Source organism: Alteromonas ponticola, assembly GCF_012911815.1.
GTDB lineage: Bacteria > Pseudomonadota > Gammaproteobacteria > Enterobacterales > Alteromonadaceae > Alteromonas > Alteromonas ponticola.
Map to the genome: position 1 here is coordinate 253670 of NZ_JAATNW010000004.1, position 18392 is coordinate 272061.

Annotated in this window: 11 protein-coding genes; 7 read left to right on the forward strand and 4 right to left on the reverse strand. The window is 47.1% G+C overall.

Annotated features, from left to right (window positions below; genetic code table 11):
• Positions 1 to 69: 69 nt before the first annotated feature.
• Complete coding sequence (locus tag HCJ96_RS08285; protein WP_169210574.1) at positions 70 to 912, reverse strand: glycosyltransferase family 2 protein; 843 nt, start codon at positions 910 to 912, stop codon at positions 70 to 72.
• A 411-nt stretch (positions 913 to 1323) separates the two neighbouring features.
• Here HCJ96_RS08285 and ggt point away from each other — a divergent pair, with 411 nt between their 5' ends.
• A complete protein-coding gene (gene ggt / locus HCJ96_RS08290) occupies positions 1324 to 3006 on the forward strand; it encodes a gamma-glutamyltransferase (protein ID WP_169210575.1) in 1683 nt (560 codons plus the stop codon).
• 56 nt (positions 3007 to 3062) lie between these two features.
• Positions 3063 to 3980 carry a Dyp-type peroxidase gene (locus HCJ96_RS08295; protein WP_169210576.1) on the forward strand — a complete coding sequence of 306 codons (918 nt, stop codon included), beginning with the start codon at positions 3063 to 3065 and terminating at the stop codon, positions 3978 to 3980.
• A gap of 76 nt (positions 3981 to 4056) precedes the next feature.
• Here the strand turns inward: HCJ96_RS08295 and hemL are convergent, their stop codons facing one another.
• Positions 4057 to 5337 carry a glutamate-1-semialdehyde 2,1-aminomutase gene (hemL, locus tag HCJ96_RS08300; protein WP_169210768.1) on the reverse strand — a complete coding sequence of 427 codons (1281 nt, stop codon included), beginning with the start codon at positions 5335 to 5337 and terminating at the stop codon, positions 4057 to 4059.
• Positions 5338 to 5357: 20 nt separating this feature from the next.
• Positions 5358 to 6371 (reverse strand): aspartate carbamoyltransferase, encoded by a 1014-nt coding sequence (locus HCJ96_RS08305; RefSeq protein WP_169210577.1) that lies wholly within the window; start codon positions 6369 to 6371, stop codon positions 5358 to 5360.
• Between the two features lie 212 nt (positions 6372 to 6583).
• On the opposite strand from HCJ96_RS08305, the gene HCJ96_RS08310 reads away from it, so the two are divergent.
• The 3 genes from HCJ96_RS08310 to HCJ96_RS08320 all read left to right on the forward strand — a co-directional run bounded on the left by HCJ96_RS08310 (position 6584) and on the right by HCJ96_RS08320 (position 13154).
• Positions 6584 to 10255 (forward strand): CheR family methyltransferase, encoded by a 3672-nt coding sequence (locus HCJ96_RS08310; RefSeq protein ID WP_169210578.1) that lies wholly within the window; start codon positions 6584 to 6586, stop codon positions 10253 to 10255.
• Positions 10248 to 10925 carry a chemotaxis protein CheB gene (locus tag HCJ96_RS08315; protein ID WP_169210579.1) on the forward strand — a complete coding sequence of 226 codons (678 nt, stop codon included), beginning with the start codon at positions 10248 to 10250 and terminating at the stop codon, positions 10923 to 10925. The genes HCJ96_RS08310 and HCJ96_RS08315 overlap by 8 nt, the downstream gene beginning before the upstream one ends.
• Positions 10926 to 11153: 228 nt before the next feature.
• A complete protein-coding gene (locus HCJ96_RS08320) occupies positions 11154 to 13154 on the forward strand; it encodes an ATP-binding protein (protein ID WP_169210580.1) in 2001 nt (666 codons plus the stop codon).
• 63 nt (positions 13155 to 13217) lie between these two features.
• Here HCJ96_RS08320 and HCJ96_RS08325 read toward each other — a convergent pair whose 3' ends face one another.
• Positions 13218 to 13862 carry a TetR/AcrR family transcriptional regulator gene (locus tag HCJ96_RS08325; RefSeq protein WP_169210581.1) on the reverse strand — a complete coding sequence of 215 codons (645 nt, stop codon included), beginning with the start codon at positions 13860 to 13862 and terminating at the stop codon, positions 13218 to 13220.
• Positions 13863 to 13991: 129 nt separating this feature from the next.
• Here HCJ96_RS08325 and HCJ96_RS08330 point away from each other — a divergent pair, with 129 nt between their 5' ends.
• Both HCJ96_RS08330 and HCJ96_RS08335 read left to right on the forward strand, forming a co-directional pair.
• Positions 13992 to 15155, forward strand: coding sequence for an efflux RND transporter periplasmic adaptor subunit (locus HCJ96_RS08330; RefSeq protein WP_169210582.1), 1164 nt, complete (start codon positions 13992 to 13994; stop codon positions 15153 to 15155).
• On the forward strand, positions 15152 to 18259 hold the full coding sequence (locus HCJ96_RS08335; protein ID WP_169210583.1) for an efflux RND transporter permease subunit: 3108 nt from the start codon (positions 15152 to 15154) through the stop codon (positions 18257 to 18259). Before HCJ96_RS08330 ends, HCJ96_RS08335 begins: the two co-directional genes overlap by 4 nt.
• The last annotated feature ends 133 nt before the right edge of the window (positions 18260 to 18392 follow it).

The window sequence follows — 18392 nt, forward strand, 5'->3', positions numbered from 1 at the left end:
GTTTAATGGTTAAACCTTATTAACCACATTGAAAATGCGATTGAAGGGGAGGGAGCCTGGCCCTCCCGATTAGAACGGTTTTATGGATAAGTGGGCGTGGATCTCTTCCTGACTGGGCATGCGCCTTACACGTAAGCCTGCTTCTTGATAATCAGGGTTAATCAGCCCCTCGTCGGCGAACTTTTTCAAACATTGTTCAAGTGGGTAACGGCCCCACTTTTGTTTGAATACAGAGGCGTTATTCACGATATCAAACAGGTGGTTAATCGGTGGATCGAATGTGGGGTGATATTGATGTAATACTTCTTCGGGGATCAGATGAAGGCGCAGCCCAGCGGCCTCGCAGCGACTGGCAAAATCAACATCGCCCACACCATAGCCATGAAAAGCTTCATCAAACCCATCCACCGTTTCAAAATCGGTCTTATTCATTGCAAAGGCCAACGTTTTGAATTTGCTGAAATCGACGTCAGCGTTGAGCGGCATCCACTCACTTGCAGGATCGCCGGTGGCTTGTGTAGCCAAGAGATGATAATCAGCGCATTCCGGAATGCTGCTTAGGTATCTTATTTGCGGAATAACCACACGCTTGTCGGAAAGACAGCTTAACATGCCTTCAAACAATTCTGGTGAACAGATACAGTCAACATCCATATATATGACACGGCTGGTTGAACATGCATGAAAACCTTTATTCCGCGCTTTGGCGATGGGCAAGGGTTCATTGGCGACAAATTTATGGTGAATGGCAAAATGATCGCTGGTCATCAACGACTCACTGCAAGGGGGGGCCATCCATACCACGATCAATTCTTTTGGGTGAAGTTTTGCATTTTCAATACTGCCGATAAGATTGGATAGCTGGCGTAAACGCCCCTTAACGATAGTGACGATACTAAATTCATTGCGCATGTGCAGTCCTCCTGAAATGTTACATGCGTCCTGTATCAGACGGAAAAATAAAAAAGAAAGCCCCGCATAACCTTATTCATAATGCAAAATCCTTCCCAATCCAAATTACGTTTACTTCGCTTGATTTTGCTAAGAAAAAAAGATGCCAGAATGCACTAAGGTGGCCGCTAAGCAGAAACTCAAGCAATTTTTACAAATCCACAAGGCAATAAGCGCGGTGCATGGGATACGTTTTGTGCTCAGGAACCACTTTTTACGTAATGAGCTACTACACTGTTCATTAAACTTTTTCCATTAATGTCGTTGCGTGTTAATAAAGCATGACTGCACCATTGTGGACGATAGATGGGCTGGAAAAAATTTGTTACTCGATGACATAATGGGTTGGAATAATAAAACAAAAGGTGTGCTATGCGTTTACTACTGATTCTTCTTACCGTATTCAGCACTGCTAGCGTGACGGCCTATGACAGGGTAACCGGCGAGATGCACGCAAGCCGCTCTGAAGTACTGGCGCAACATGGTATGGCGGCAACCAGTCAACCACTGGCAACCCAGGTGGCACTGGATATTCTGCAAAAAGGCGGGTCGGCTGTGGACGCTGCGATTGCGGCGAATGCGATGTTGGGGCTGGTAGAGCCTACGGGTAATGGTATTGGCGGTGATTTATTTGCCATCGTCTGGGATGCTGAAGAGAAAAAACTGATTGGATTGAATGCCTCAGGCCGTTCGCCTCAAAGTCTTACCAAAGCGCACTTTACCGAACAGGGACTGACAAAGATCCCCTCTTTTGGGCCACTGCCGGTATCGGTACCTGGCGCAGTAGACGGTTGGTTCATGCTACACAAAAAGTACGGCAAGCTGACCATGAGTAAGTTGCTAACGCCGGCCATTCGCTATGCTAAGAACGGGTTTCCGGTTTCGGAATTGATCGCCTACTACTGGAAGGTCAACGCAGAGCGCATTGGTGAATACGAAGGTTTTGCCGATATTTACCTACCTAATGGCAAAGCACCTCGCAAAGGTGACATTTTCAAAAATCCTGCGTTGGCGGCAACCTATGAAAAACTGGCCAGTGGTGGTCGTGATGCTTTTTACAAAGGCGATATCGCTCGTACTATTGCGGCATATATGAAAGAGCAGGGAGGCTTCTTAACGTATGAAGATTTGGCATCGCATAAATCGGAATGGGTGACGCCCGTTTCGACCAATTATCGCGGCTATGATGTGTGGGAGCTGCCACCCAATGGTCAGGGCATTGCTGCAATTCAGATCCTGAATATATTGGAACAATACGATATCGAAGGCATGGGGTTTGGCTCAGCAGAATATATTCATACCTTTGTTGAGGCGAAAAAGCTGGCATTTGAAGATCGTGCCAAATACTACGCGGATACCGCGTTTAACGACATACCTGTCGACTGGTTAATTTCAAAGGAATATGCACAACAGCGTCGCCAGTTAATCAAGCCCAAAAGAGCGGCCGAGCGGTATGATGCCGGCATCAACAACGGAGATACTATTTATCTCACGGTTGCTGATGCTAAGGGTAATATGGTGTCACTGATTCAAAGTAACTACCGTGGTATGGGCTCAGGTATGACCCCAACCGGATTGGGCTTTATTTTGCAAAATCGCGGTGAACTATTTACCTTGCAGGAAGGGCATTTCAATGAATACGAGCCAGGCAAACGTCCTTTTCACACCATCATTCCCGCGTTTGTCACCCGCAACAATCAACCCTGGTTGAGCTTTGGTGTGATGGGCGGCGGTGCACAACCGCAAATGCATGCGCAGGTACTGGTTAACATGATTGACTTCGGGATGAATGTGCAGGAAGCGGGCGATGCACCCAGAATTTTACATAGCGGTTCCAGCAGTCCTACAGGCGAGCTGATGACGGATGGTGGCGTAGTCAGTCTTGAGTCTGGTATCGACGAAGAAGTAAAGCGTACGCTGATGCGTTGGGGCCACACCTTGCAACCAGCGATAGGGGCGTACGGCGGATATCAGGCGATTGGTTACGATCCGCGCAAAAAGCTTTATATTGGTGCGTCAGAAAGTCGAAAAGATGGACAAGCAGCAGGGTTCTGAGCCACACTAGGTGTATTCGCGCTAACAATAATAGCCTAAAGGCAAGCGGACCTAGCATGACTCAACCTCAAAAGGGCGTGTGCGCTGAACCCAATCTGCATGCTCAATATTTGTTACTCAACGTGGTCGACGACGATAGTCAGGCCGTGCGGGCAAAGCTTTCGCGTGTGCTGGATATTTTCGACCACTATGAAAACGAGCATTATGAAGCTATGGTGACCGGCATGATCGCGGTCGGTACCAACTACTGGCCTGAACTTTACCCAGGCCTTATCCCAACAGAGTTAACCCCTTTCCCCGATATGCAATGTGATGATCGCAGCGCACCCGTTATGCCGTGCGATTTATTCATTCAAATCCGTGCCGACCGTCTGGACATATGTCACGCGATTGGTGTGGAAATTGTCGAATTGTTGCGTATCCATGTAGAAATGGTGGAGCAGGTGAGGGGCTTTCGTTATTTGGATGGACGGGATCTAAACGGCTTCATGTACGCGTATGAAAATCCGAGGGGTATGAAGCGCCGCGAAGTTGCCATCGTAGATGAGCGCGATCCTGATTTTACGGGTGGCAGTTATGTTCATGTTCAGCGTTACCGGCATGATTTGCGTCGCTGGTTTAGCTTGTCTGAGCGCCAGCAGGAGCAAATAATGGGGATGACCCGCGAGCACAATCTTGCCAGCTCAGAACAAAATGCTTCATCTCATTGCGTTCGCGCCAGCGCAAAAGATCCTGACTCGGAATCGCCTGGATTATTGAAGCAAGGTATGCCGTACGGTGACATGAGCCTACAGGGATTATTTTTCGTGAGCTGTTCTGCCAGCGCCAGATACTTTAAAACCATGCTGCACAGTCAGATTTTCGGCCTTGAAGAAGGTGAGTACGACAGGTGGCTCGACTTTACGAATGCTGAGACGGGCGCGGCTTTCTTCGCGCCCTCAGTGACCTTTATTCGACAGCAGGGCCAGCAATAAATTTGTTTAGTTCATCCGCGCTGAGTGAACACAACACAGTGCAGATGAACAGTCGCTGCAATGTACGCACTGACCACTACAGTTTGCTGAAGATATGCTCTGCCGCACTGACCGTTTCTGCAATGAGCGCGTCGGTATGTGCATAGGACATAAAGCCCGCTTCATAAGATGCCGGTGCCATGTAAACGCCCGCATCCAGCATGCCATGATAAAACTGCTTAAACTGTTCGTTATTGCAGTTAATCGCCTGTTGGTAATTGGTCACCTTGTCCAGATCAGTAAAGAAGATGCCAAACATGCTACCCGCATGATTAGTGGTCAAGGGGATGCCGTGCTTATCAGCTGCCGCCTGAAAACCATTAACCAGCGCCTCAGTTAGATGATAAATATGCGGATAGAGCGATTCGTTTTCCAGCTCAGCCAGCGCAGCCAGGCCCGCCGCCATCGCAACCGGATTGCCAGATAACGTACCTGCCTGATAAACCGGGCCGGTCGGCGCTATGTGCGTGAGGATATCCCGTTTACCACCAAATGCGCCCACCGGCATACCACCGCCAATCACTTTGCCTAAGCAGGTAAGGTCAGGAACTACCGCGTAACGCTCCTGAGCACCCCCGCGTGCGACGCGAAAGCCGGTCATGACTTCATCAAATATTAAAACACTACCATTGTTATCACATAATTTGCGCAGCCCTTGCAGAAAACCTTCTACAGGCGGAATGCAGTTCATATTGCCAGCTACAGGCTCAACGATGATACAGGCAATATCGTCTGGATACTCGGCAAACATCTGTTCGACGCTGGCTAAATTATTGAATTCGGCGGTGAGCGTGTGTTGCGCTACATCGGCAGGTACGCCTGGCGAACTTGGCACTCCAAGGGTTAACGCGCCTGAACCCGCTTTCACCAGCAGTGAATCAGCGTGGCCGTGATAGCAGCCCTCAAATTTGATCAATTTATTGCGGCCGGTGTAGCCCCGCGCCAGACGGATAGCTGACATGGTTGCTTCGGTGCCAGAATTTACCATGCGCACCATTTCCATCGACGGTACCAAAGCGCTGACTTTTTCTGCCATGATCACTTCAGCTTCCGTTGGCGCACCGAAACTCAGGCCATTTTCAGCCGCGGTTATTACGGCCTGACGAATGGCGCTGTGATTGTGGCCCAATACCATTGGGCCCCATGATTGCACATAATCTATGTAGCGCTTTCCGTCAACGTCCCAAATATAGGGGCCATCAGCTTTACTGATGAAGCGTGGGGTGCCACCTACAGCCTTAAATGCCCTGACGGGGGAATTGACGCCACCTGGAATCGTTTTTTGTGCACGGGAAAATAACTTTTCGGACTGTTGTATATCGTGTTGAAACATAAATTTTAGCTACTCTTGTTGCTGTGCCAGATGACATCACGTTCGTATTTGCTGACCAGGTTTTCTACCCCAAGAGTAAGCGCAAACAGTGCCATTCTTACCAGCACGCCATTATCGGTTTGTCGAAAAATCGCCAGCTTAGGGTTGAGGTTTAGATCATTGTCTAATTCATTCGCTTCCATGCGTGAATCGCGCGGTAGTGGATGCATAATGACCGTTTTGGACTGAAAATGTTTGGTATATATATCCTGATTCAAGCGAAATTTGCCACGAAACTTATTGGCTTCATCCTGTGAGGGAAAGCGCTCTTCCTGAATACGCGTCTGATAACAGATATCTGCATCCATATTACCTTCTAATTGCTCGGTAATGGTCAGTTTATGGCCCGCATTTGCCACCGTATCAATAATAGGTTGCGGCATGCCCAACTCTTTCGGCGAAATCAGTGTAAAATGAATGTTCTTATACAGACACAGCAACTTACACAATGAGTGGACCGTGCGTCCATAACGCAAGTCACCTATCATCGCGATATGCAAACCATCAATATGTTGACCATGATATTCAAGTTCGCGTTTAATCGTGAATAAATCTAGCAAAGCCTGAGTAGGATGTTCGTTCGCACCATCACCGCCATTGATAACCGGCACCCGGCTGCCCTCTGCAAATTCGGCCACAGATCCCGCGAACGGGTGACGCATGGCAATAATATCCGAATACCCACTGAGTACGCGCGCAGTGTCATATAACGATTCGCCCTTAGCCAAAGCAGAATTATCCATACCCGTGGTCTCGCGCACTTCGCCACCCAATAAATTGAAAGCAGTGCCAAAACTAACCCGGGTTCGCGTGCTGGGCTCGAAAAAGAGGTTGCCCAGAATGGCACCGTTTAGCACTTCAGTGCGTTTCTGACGTTTGGCGTAAGGCGCCATACTGTCGGCAACGGTGAACACTTTATCAATTGCATCACGATCAAATTGGTTAACGCTAAGAATATGGTTGCCCGTAAAATCGGCCATGAAGTACTCTCAATAAACGTTGTCGGTGAAAATCGCGCTAAGTGTAGCAAACTCAATGCGCGCTGTAGAGTATTCTGAATCGATCTAAAATTAATAAAACTTTCTATTAATCATTAACATTAAACCTTGTTAATGTGTGCGAATATGGCATTTAACCTGTTTAACGCTTACTATCCGTGCATAAATACATTGCGAACTTTGGGTTTTAATTGATGTCATCGAGCAACACAGACCAACATTACTTTTGGGTCGGAATAGGCGCATCCGCTGGTGGTCTGGAAGCTATACAATCTTTTTGCAGTGGATTGCCGCAAAATGCCAATATGTACTACATTGTTGCACAACATTTATCGCCGAAACATGAAAGTAAACTTACTGAACTCATTCAACGCAACACCAGCTTAAAAGTCGAAACCATCGTCGACAATCTGGAAGCGAAACCCAATGTTATTTATATCACACCACCAAAATATGATGTGTTTGTTGAGGGCGATAAAATTCGTCTGGCAGACGCTGATGATCCGGCCATACCTAAACCCTCAGTAAACAACCTGTTTGTGTCGCTGGCCGAGGAGAAGAAAGAAAGTGCTATCGGCGTTATCCTGTCAGGCACTGGTACTGACGGTGCCCACGGGATCAAAATGATACGTGCCACGGGCGGCATCACATATGCGCAAGACTGCGAAAGCGCAGCGTACGATGGTATGCCGCGAGCGGCCACTGATACAGATTGTGTTGATTTTGTTATGTCGGCCAACGAAATTGGGGCTCATTTATCCAATCTAAGTTCACAACTGCCCCAGAAATTACGCGCGGCCCTGCAAGACGAAGAGATTCAGGACAGACTACTGGAGCTGTTTACGCTGGTTCGCAAAACCTGCGGGGTGTCATTTAAACAATACAAGAAAGCCACCCTGCAACGGCGAATTGAAAGGCGCATGCTGGCCACGGGCATTGCTGAATTTGATGACTATGTGGATCTGCTTAACCAGGACGAAGATGAAGTCAGGTTGCTGTATAAAGACATTTTAATTTCGGTAACCAACTTTTTTCGAGACCCAGCCACGTTCAGGCAGCTCGAATCGGTACTGCAGGATATCGGTAAAGGCAAAGCCAAGGGCGATCCAATACGCCTGTGGGTAGTAGGTTGTGCCACAGGGGAAGAGGCCTATAGCCTTTCCATTATGCTGGCAGAAATGTTGGGCGGAACTGAAAAGCTGGCCGAAAGCGATCACCAGATCTTTGCCACCGATGTGGACACCGATGCGTTAACCGTTGCCCGGCGCGGGGTCTATAGCGAAGCGTCAATGGCAGATGTGCCACCCCAATACCGTGAAAAATATTTCACTAAAAAGAACGGCCAGTACGAAGTTATCAGTGAGTTAAAAAAGCTCATTCTATTCTCTGGTCACAACATTATCGATGACCCACCTTTCATGCGTGTGGATTTGATCACCTGTCGTAACCTGTTGATTTACTTCGAGCAGGAACTGCAAAAGAAAGTTTATCGAATATTTCACTATTCGCTGCGCGAGCGCGGTTACCTGTTTTTGGGAAAGTCAGAAAGTACAGCGCAGGTAACCGATATATTCAGGCCGGTAAAAGCACAGGATCGCATTTTTCAAAAACGTGCGGTGTCATCCTTTAATCCACAGCGATTCTTATTAAGCGGCAAGTCAGCGGTGACTGAGTTACAGGAAACAAGAAAATCACAGGATACCGTCAAAGTACCTTCGTTACCTGAAACCTTTGTCGAGCAGCTTGGCGATGCCAGTATACTGATTAATGATAATTTGGACGTTGAACATCTCTATGGTGCCACCTCACATTACCTTAAGTTACCCAAAGGTAAACCATCGCTCAATTTGTGTGAAATTGTCATCGAGACCTTTAAACATGAAGTCAGACCGCTGGTGTTTAAGGTTATTCGTTCAAAGGTAATGACCACCGGGCAGCCGCGTAAAATGACGTTAGACGGTAACATCGTTAAAGTGCGCATGAGTGTTTATCCGGTCCAGCTTGACGATAACAACGATAAGTATCTGCTGGTGTGTTTCAAGATAATACACCAGGAGCGAAGTGGGGCTGAGCCAAGCGAACATACGGAAAGCAATTATCGAATTAAAGAGTTGGAAGATGAACTATCGATGGCGCGGGAGCACATTCAAACCGTTATCGAAGAGTTGGAAACCTCGAACGAAGAACTGCAATCCATGAACGAGGAGCTGCAATCATCGAATGAAGAGTTGCAGTCTTCCAATGAAGAATTAGAAACCACGAACGAAGAGTTACAATCTACCAACGAAGAACTGGTTACCATGAATGATGAACTCAACGCAAAAACAACAGCGCTTGAGTATATGTCAAACCAATTAACAAACATTAAAAACTCGCTTGCTTTTCCGCTAGTTTATGTTGATAAAAACCTTACGGCGTTAAGAGCGAACAAAGCGGCCAGAGAGTTTTTTAGCTTATCTGACGAGCTGGATAATTTTCGCGATAACCTCGAGCATACGTTCAAGGCGCTTAACCTGCGCGAATTAATTGACAAAGTGACCCAAACCAATCGGGTGCAAACAGTGCAACTTAGAAAGGGTGAAGCGTACTACTGGTTGCATGTCACTCCCTACCTCATGGCCAACCAGTCAAACGACGGTGCAATTCTTAGTTTCATTGATAACACTGAATTGATGCAACAGAAAAAAGCCCTGGAACAGAGTCGAAAAGTTGCCCATCAGGCCAGTATGGCGAAAAGTGAGTTCTTAGCCAATGTCAGCCATGAAATTCGCACGCCACTGAACGCGATTGTCGGCGTCAATGAAGTGTTTAGTTTGCAGATTAACGATACTAAAAAGCGTGACCGTTTACTGGAAATATTATCCAGCGCTACTGCAAATCTGAAAAATCTGTTAAATGATTTGCTGGATTTTGCGAAGCTTGAAGCCGGCCAGTTGTCACTGGAGTTCACTCACTTCTCAGTACAGGAAGTGATTAGCAATCTGATGGATGTTTACGCCGGTGAAATTGCTCGAAAAAATTTAGATGTTAATACCCACATAGATAAGCATTTACCCGCCGAGTTTTTAGGTGATCCGCTGCGGGTACAGCAAATTATGGCAAACCTGTTATCCAACGCCATCAAATTTACTGAGCGGGGAAATATTGACATAAGGGTTACCGGGCAATGGCATCAGGATTTTTATGAAGTCAAACTTGAGGTAAGTGATAGCGGTATCGGAATGTCTGAGCAAAGCTTGTCTAAAGTGTTTGAAAAATTCACTCAGGCTGATTCTTCCATTTCACGACGTTTCGGCGGCTCTGGGTTGGGACTTTCAATTGTCAGAGAGTTGGTAAATTTAATGCAAGGCACGGTAAGTGTTGAGAGTGAGGAGGGACAGGGCACGCGTTTTATCGTTTCAATACCTCTTAAGACACCAAAACCGCGAAACGCCGGCAAATCAGCTGATGTTGCACAAAATTTAACGTTGGCGAACATCAATGATAAAAAAGTACTGATTGTTGAAGACAACGAGAGCAATATCTTTATCCTTGAATCGTATCTTGAACGAATGGGAGTCAATTTCGACGTAGTGCGCGAAGCCCAAGCCGGAATTGAACAGTTAAAATCTACGCCGTACGCACTGGTTTTGCTTGACTTACAAATGGACGGCATGGATGGTTTTGAGTTTTTCGAACAATTTAAGGCGCAATTTCCCCCGGAAAAAGCCAAAAATACGAAAGTTATCGCGGTTTCTGCGCATGTGCATAACGACGTGATTGAAAAATGTCGCAAGGCTGGCATGGATAATTTTCTGCCTAAGCCGGTAGAAATACTTGATTTACATCGATTGCTGAAAAACTATTTAAGTGATGAAAATGACTGAAGTCGAGGGAAGATACCCCGCAATTAATCCGGTATTTTTTATCGGGGCGTCAGCCGGTGGTGTTAAAGCCTTGACGTATCTGGCCAGTGCGTTGCCAGATGATTTTCCTGCTCCGTTATTTTTTTTATTGCATCGAAGACGTAAAAGCAATACGAAAAAAGAATTAATGCTGAAGATTCTACAAAATGCATCAGCGTTGCGTGTAGTCGTTCCGGAGGAGGGCGACGTAGTCAAATCAGGTGTTATCTATCTTCCCCGTGAAGATATGCATATCGGTATCGACGACAACCGCATCATGTACTCCGAACTCCCCGATGACGAAGAGTGGCGACCGTCCATCAATTACCTGTTTAAGTCAGGAGCGCGTGAATATCAAAATCGTGCGATCGCGGTGTTGCTCACAGGCAAACTTAACGATGGCGTAGAAGGACTTAAAGAAACCACGTATCAAGGTGGCATCACAATCGCCCAGTCTCCTGATGACGCTTACGAGCCATACCTGCCACTAAATGCATTACTCAATGACCACCCCGCCTTTGTATTACCCTTGAAAGATATGGCGAAGCTATTTTGTGAGTTGGCGCAGCATCCTTTTACTGAAGATCAAAAGCAGGTGTGGCAGGATTCGGCGTTAGCTGCCAATCAGATAAAGCAAAAATTACGCGAGTAAAAACATGCTTTGCTTTGCGGGTAGATGCGTTGCTCACCGTTCTACTCATCACCAAGAGTAAATATGTGCTGCTCCAGAAACTTACAATTATTCTGGCCTGCTCGCTTAATGGTGTGTATCCTCATGAAAACTAGACTATTGTATAAAGAACTGGTAGGTGGTTTCACCCTTTTCAATCGTTGTAAAACTGCACAACCAGCTAAATTAATATAATAAACAAGGCGACCAATGACGTTAGAGGAAGAAAATAAACAACTCAAACGTGAGCTTCAGAACACTCAGCAAGAAAGAGACAGGTATAAAAAACTGTTCGATATTTCTGCGGATCCACTGTCAATTTTAGACGCATCGACGGGCAAATTTATTGAGTGCAATCACGCAGCGACAACAATGCATGGTGTTGAGAGCAAAGCAGCCTTTCTTAGCTTATCACCCGCTGATATTTCGCCTGAAATACAACCATGTGGTCAATTCTCCAATGATCTGGCGTTAGAACACATCGGCAAGACCATAAACCAGGGTCCGCAAATTTTTCAATGGGAACATTCTCGCCTGGATGGCACCACGTTTCCGTGTCTGGTTTCATTAACCGCAATCCCGGTTGATGATAATTTTCATGTGCTTGCTACCTGGAGAGACATCAGTACATTAATTCATACACAGAATCAGTTGGAAAAAGCGCTTAGTGATGCGAAAAACTTTGAAATTGCTTACCAGAACGAAAAGGAGAAGTTTGAGCAATTCGTCAATCTGGCACCTGTAGGTATTGCAATCAACGATTTGCAAACCGGTGCATTTACTTACGTGAATAAAGAGTTTGGTCGATTTACCGGTTATAACATTGATGAATTAAATCGAATGGATTATTGGCAACTTACCCCTGATAAGTACAAGGAGCAGGAGTATCAACAGCTCGCTTTAATGAAAGAAGAGGGGCGATACGGTCCGTATCAAAAAGAGTATATTCACAGGGATGGACATATTTATCCGGTGCTATTGTCGGGCGTTCGCATTAAGGCAACGGACGGGAAAGACTGCATTTGGTCGGTAGTGCAGGATATCAGCGAACAACAAAACGTAGAAAAAGCATTAAAAGATGCAAAAGAACAAGCCGAAAGTGCCAATAAAGCCAAGAGCTTGTTTCTTTCTAACATGAGCCACGAAATACGTACGCCCATGAACAGTATCCTTGGTACATTGCAATTACTAAAACGCGACACCACAGAAACTAAACATGACCGGCTGATCACCAATGCGCTGTATTCAGCCAACGCCTTGTTGAAAATTATTAACGACATACTCGACTATTCGAAAATCGAATCCAACCAATTGGATTTGGAAAACGTCGACTTCTCCCTGGAAGCAGTCGCCGAATCAATTATGTCAGACATGTTACCTATCGCCAGTTCGAAGGGGATTAGTTTACGCGTCAATTTCAAAAATGCAGATTCAAAACTGTGGAAGGGTGACCCGGTTAGGATCAGACAGGTCATAATGAATCTGGTTTCTAACGCTGTTAAATTTACCGAATCCGGTGGCGTTAAAATTCAATTCAACGAAAAACGCCGTGAAAATGTCGAAGGCTTGCTGATCAAAGTTAGTGATACCGGCATTGGTATGTCAAAAGAAGCTGTGGGTACGCTATTTGAACGTTTCACGCAAGCTGATGCCTCGGTCACGCGCAAGTTCGGCGGTACTGGATTGGGTATGTCGATTACCAATAATCTCGTCAGTTTGATGAATGGCGATATTCGTGTAGCAAGCACAGAAGGTATTGGTACTACCTTTACCGTATTTATTCCGTTGCAAAGTGCAACGCAAGATCCAACCCTTGCCAACTCGAAACAAACCATGGGGCCGCCCAATCTTGCTGGCAAAGTCATTGTTATTGCCGAAGACAATGAGATCAACCGGGAGTTGGTCAAGTCAATGCTCGAGCCAACTGGGGCTCAACTTTATTTTGCCGAAAATGGAAAAGTGGCCGTTGATCTGGTTGAAGAGGTAAAGCCAGACATTGTGCTAATGGATATTCAGATGCCAGTGATGGACGGTAAAGATGCGTTCAGATTGATTCGTCAGCAGGATCTAAATATTCCTGTCTTGGCATTAACCGCAAACGTGATGTCGCAGGACATCGAAGAATACAAAGCCTTGGGCTTTACCGGACATTTGGGGAAACCGTTCGACATTCAGTGTCTCTACACCTGCTTGGCCGTGCATTTATTTTAACTAAGCGTGCAACATCAGTACGCGCTTATCTCAGTAAGCTAGCCAGGCTAACCATTCAGCTGCTTAACTGATTTTGTTTTGATAGAGGATCATGATGCTGTTGACTGATGCATCGACCTTTTTCTTGATTTGCATGCTGCTTAGCGTCTCATCCAGACCAAACAAGCTGCGTATATGGAAATCGCCCTTTAACAAATTTAGAAACTGAATAGCCAGAGAAATTGAATCATCCATTGTAAGTAAGCCTTTACTTGCTTTATGAAATAGATGGGCAATGTCCTCAACACTCTTTCTTGGGCCTGCCTGATAAAACAATTGGGCAACTTCGGGCGCATTTTTAGCTTCGCTGATAACGATACGAAACATGGATATAACCTGTGGATCACTTAACAGCCTGAGAAGTTGGACGCCCACCAGTTCGAGTGTGTGCTTTAAGCCGTCAGTTTCTCCGTCACAACAACCCAAATCCTCGGGTGCAAGCCAATATTCCTGACATTTGGATTCAATTGCTGCAGTATACAAATCGTCTTTGTTGGCAAAGTGTGAATACACCGTCTGCTTTGACACGCCTGATGCTTTGGCAACGGCATCCATTGAGGTAGCTGTAACGCCGTGACTTAAAAACAGGTCGACCGCAGCATCCAGTATTTGCTGACGCTTCTCTTCACTTTTTGGGCGTCCAACATTTTTTGTAACCGATTTAGGCAAAGTACATCCTTAAATTTAATTATCAAACTAGACGGTCTAGTATTTATAATATAGCATTAACCTATCACGAGTAAATACGCGCACGCATTTACTTTTCGGAACCATCTTGAGCGAAAGCGAAGGACACGTATGTCAGATAATTCATCCGCGGCTAATATTTCTTCAGATTCTGGCAAACTGCAATTATGGCTAACCATTGCTTTGAGCACGGCGATTCTAATGACATTGCTTTTTTCAGCCGGTGCCAGTCGCGCGGATAAACATAAAACTGAACAGTCTACTGCCCGTGCCGATGTATCCCTCATCAACATGCAGTCGTTCTATCACCGTCAGCAACGCGTGTTTGGGTTAGTGGAGTCTGCCAGTGCCTCAAACCTTGGCTTCGAACAGGCGGGCAAACTGGTGTCTATTGCTGTCGAAGAGGGCGATGCCACCGTTACTGGGCAGGTGCTGGCCAGCCTCGACACTTCCCGGCTTCGCAGCCAATTGAAGGAGTTGCAGGCATCTTTGTTACGTGCCAACGCTGATGTCAGTCTGGCGAAATCGACTTTACAACGAATGCAAACCCTTCAGAAACAGGGGGGGGCCTCACAACAGCAAGTGGATGAGGCCGTTGCTAGATATGACGTGGTTTCTGCACAAGTGAAAGAGATTGAGGCTGCAATGTCATCGCTCAGCGTCGAGATGGATAAGTCGACACTGACCGCACCTTTTGACGGCGTAGTTGCTGCAAGGCTGGTTGATGAAGGTACCGTGGTTCAGCCCGCTACCCCAATCATAACATTAGGTGCAACAGACCATTTACAGGCGCGCCTGGCTTTACCGCAGGCACTGGCAACGCAGTTAGCCAACACGAAAACGGTTATGGTAAATACTGGAAATGATGACATTGAGGCCCGCCTGATAAGTATACAGCCTACCCGAAACCGCCAAACACGCACGGTAGACGCGCTAATAGCAATTGCCAATGATCGCAGCAACCTGATCATTGGCGATATGGTCTCAACCACCCTGCAAACCCGGGTGGACGAGCCGGGAGCATGGGTGCCGTTGACTGCGTTAACGCAGGGAGTACGTGGCTTATGGTCACTGCTGGTCGTAGCGGGTGAGGAAAAATCACGTGTGCAAAGCCGGTTGGTGGAAGTTGTTTACGCGACGGGAAAAGAGGCTTACGTGCGCGGAGCGATAAGTGACGGTGACAAGTATGTCAGTCAGGGGGGGCAACGTCTGGTACCGGGACAGCTGGTAAGGGCCACGCTAGTTGAGTCCCATACCGACGGAGCAAGCCTGTGAGCCTGCCCGCCAAGCCATGGTATAGCGTATTCTATCAACGTCCGCATCTTCTCGTTCTGAGTCTGGTGATTTTACTGGTTGCCGGCCTCTCAGCATTGACCAATTTGCCCCGTCTGGAAGATCCTCGTATTGATACGCGCAATACGCTGGTAATCACTGCATATCCCGGTGCTTCTGCCGAACAGGTGGAGGCATTGATCAGCGACGTGTTGGAAGATCAGCTTCGCGAAATTTACGAAATCAAAGAAATACAGTCTACATCCAGAGCCGGTATTTCGGTTATTCAGTTAGAGCTGCAGGATTGGGTTAATAATACTAACAACGAACAAATTTTTAGCGAAATTCGTGACAGTCTGGCTACCGCGTCGACACGCTTTCCGCAAGGTGCGAGCGCACCGATATTTGATGAGAAGCGCGGTGCTACTGCATTCACCTTGTTGTTATCCATAGAAGCCGCTCATCAGGCAACACCTTTGTCGATGACCGCCCGGTTGGCAGATGAGATGGCTGACAGGTTGCGTAATGTCAACGGTACAGAGATTGTGCGTGTGTACGGAGCCCCCGAAGAAGAGATTGTGGTCGATGTTGACCCCATGAAGCTGGCACCAACCGGGCTTACCCTTGCTCAAGTCAGCCAACAAATTGAGTTGGCTGACGCGAAGTTACCTGCCGGCATTGTGCAAACCAATTTAACCAATTATCGCCTCAAGGTCGCCCAGCCGCTTGCCAATCTGGATGTGATAAAAGAGATTGTGTTACACAATCACGACGGTCGCTATCTGCGCTTAGCCGATATTGCTACCATCAGTCGCGGCATTAAAACCCCGGTGCGCGATATGGCGTTTGTTGATGGCAGACAGACAGTGTTTGTCGCCGCGCGAATGCAGACCACTTTGCGCTCAGGGGTATGGACTGAGCAGGCCATTAAAGCAGTCGATGCATTTAATCATGACTTTGCCGGTAGTTTCTCTGCCAAGGTGACCTTTGAGCAAAATCAATACACATCGGCGCGCTTAGTTGAGTTATCGGGAAATCTGTTGCTGGGCTGTCTGGTGGTGGTGCTGGTAATATTTCTGTTTATGGGTTATCGCGCTGCCTGGATTGTTAGTCTGGCATTGCCTCTGACCGCTGCCTTCACGCTCTTTGCGCTAAGTTTGTTTAATGTGCAGCTTCATCAAATGTCTATTTTCGGCATGATTATCGCGATTGGCCTGCTAATTGACAATGCCATCGTTATCACCGATGAAATACGGATTAATTTGCGTGACATGGCGTTAACCAGGCTGCAGGCAATGATTAAAAGCGTTAATCACTTGTTCACCCCGCTGCTGGCTTCGACGTTGACCACCATTCTCGGTTTTATGCCCATTTTTTTATTAAGCGGTAATATTGGTGATTTCATTAGCTCAATAGCCATAAGTGTTGTGATGGCGCTCATCGGTTCATTGTTTATTTCTCTGACTGTCATCGCTGCGCTTGCTGCACGGTTCCTGCCACGCACGGTAAGCAATAATCGCTGGTGGACAACGGGGTTGAATACGCCAGTTTTGTCGCAAACATTCAATCGTTATCTGGGCAGCTGGATCAAACGGCCATTCCCCGTCATCACTCTGATAGTAGCAATATGTGTTAGCGGATTTGCCTTAACGTCTCGCCTGGACAATGTCTTCTTTCCCAGTGCTGATCGCAACCAGTTTGAAATTTACCTGTGGACTCCAGAGGGAACTGCGATAAAGCATACGGCTTCCCGAGCTCAGGCAGTAGACCGCGTACTCCAGCAAAAAGCGAATATTGAGCAGGTGACCTGGCTGGTAGGCGGTTCAGCTCCGTCGGTCTATTACAATCAGGTAATGACGCGCGATAATACGCCATACTTTGCTAACGCGGTGGTCACAACTGCATCTGCTGACCAGGCTAGTCATTTAATTGGTGCACTGCAACAGGAGTTGCAACAGCAATTCTCTGATCTGAAAATCGTCGTACGGGCATTTGGACAGGGCCCGCCCATCGCTGCACCCATTGAAGTGGATATTATCGGCCAGGATATCGCAAAATTGGACGCACTGGGTAAACAGATTCGATTGCTGATGAGTGGCCTTGATGGCATTACACAATCGATCGCATCAATTGGTTACGGTGAGCCAGAACTAACTTTGCAAACCACCGAAACCGTTACCTCAAGTGCCGGTCTGGGGTTAAGTGAAATTGCCGTGCAATTACAGCATCAGCTCACTGGTGTCACCGGCGGAAGTGTTCTTGAGGGCACTGAAGAAATTCCGGTGCGGGTGAAGATAGCCGCTTCCGAAGTGGATTCAATCAGCAAAATGATGGGAGTGCCCATACCTAACTCGCTGGATAATGCCGCTTGGCTGACGTTGGCATCATTAAGTGAAGTGACGTTGCTGCCTGCTTTAAATAGTATCACCCGAAAGCAGGGCGAAAGGATTAATAAAGTGCAGGCGTTTCTGTTACCCGGGGTTCCTGCAGTAGATGTCAGCAACCAGCTGAAAGCGCTGATCGATGAAACGATTTCACTACCGCCTGGCTATCGCATCAAAATGGCGGGTGACGCCGACGAACAGCAGCAAGCAATGGGACAGTTAGGTACCTACGCGCCCGTGTTACTGGTATTGATGCTGACTACTCTGATTTTAAGTTTTAACAGCGTGCGCAAGGCTGCCCTTATCGGGGTAGTGGCCATACTTTCTGTTGGCCTGGGAATGTTCAGCTTGTGGCTGTCTGGTCTGCCTCTGGGATTCAATCCCCTGCTGGGTAGTGCAGGCTTAATCGGTGTAGCAATAAACGGCTCGATTGTCGTCATTGCGGCCATCAACGGCAACGCTAAGGCACGCAGTGGTGATACCCGCGCCATCGTCGAAGAAACCATGGGGTGCAGTCGGCATATTTTATCAACTACCTTTACCACCGTGGGCGGGCTGATCCCGCTGTTACTTTTCAGTAATGGCACGTTCTGGCCTCCCCTGGCGGTGGTGTTGGCAGGCGGTGTCGGGTTTTCGGTGATCCTGTCGCTGGTTTTTACGCCAACGGTGTTAGGTGTTATCAATCGTCGCGCACAGAAATCTTTGCAACCTGAACTCGCTTAAGCGATCATCTGTAAAAGAAATTAGTAACGCTGAGTATTTCGTGAAACCAGACTCATCCCGCTGGTGGCAAACCGACTGTAAGGTGTGTCAACGTATCAGGTTGTATGTCATTTGGGCGATCATAATGATGGTG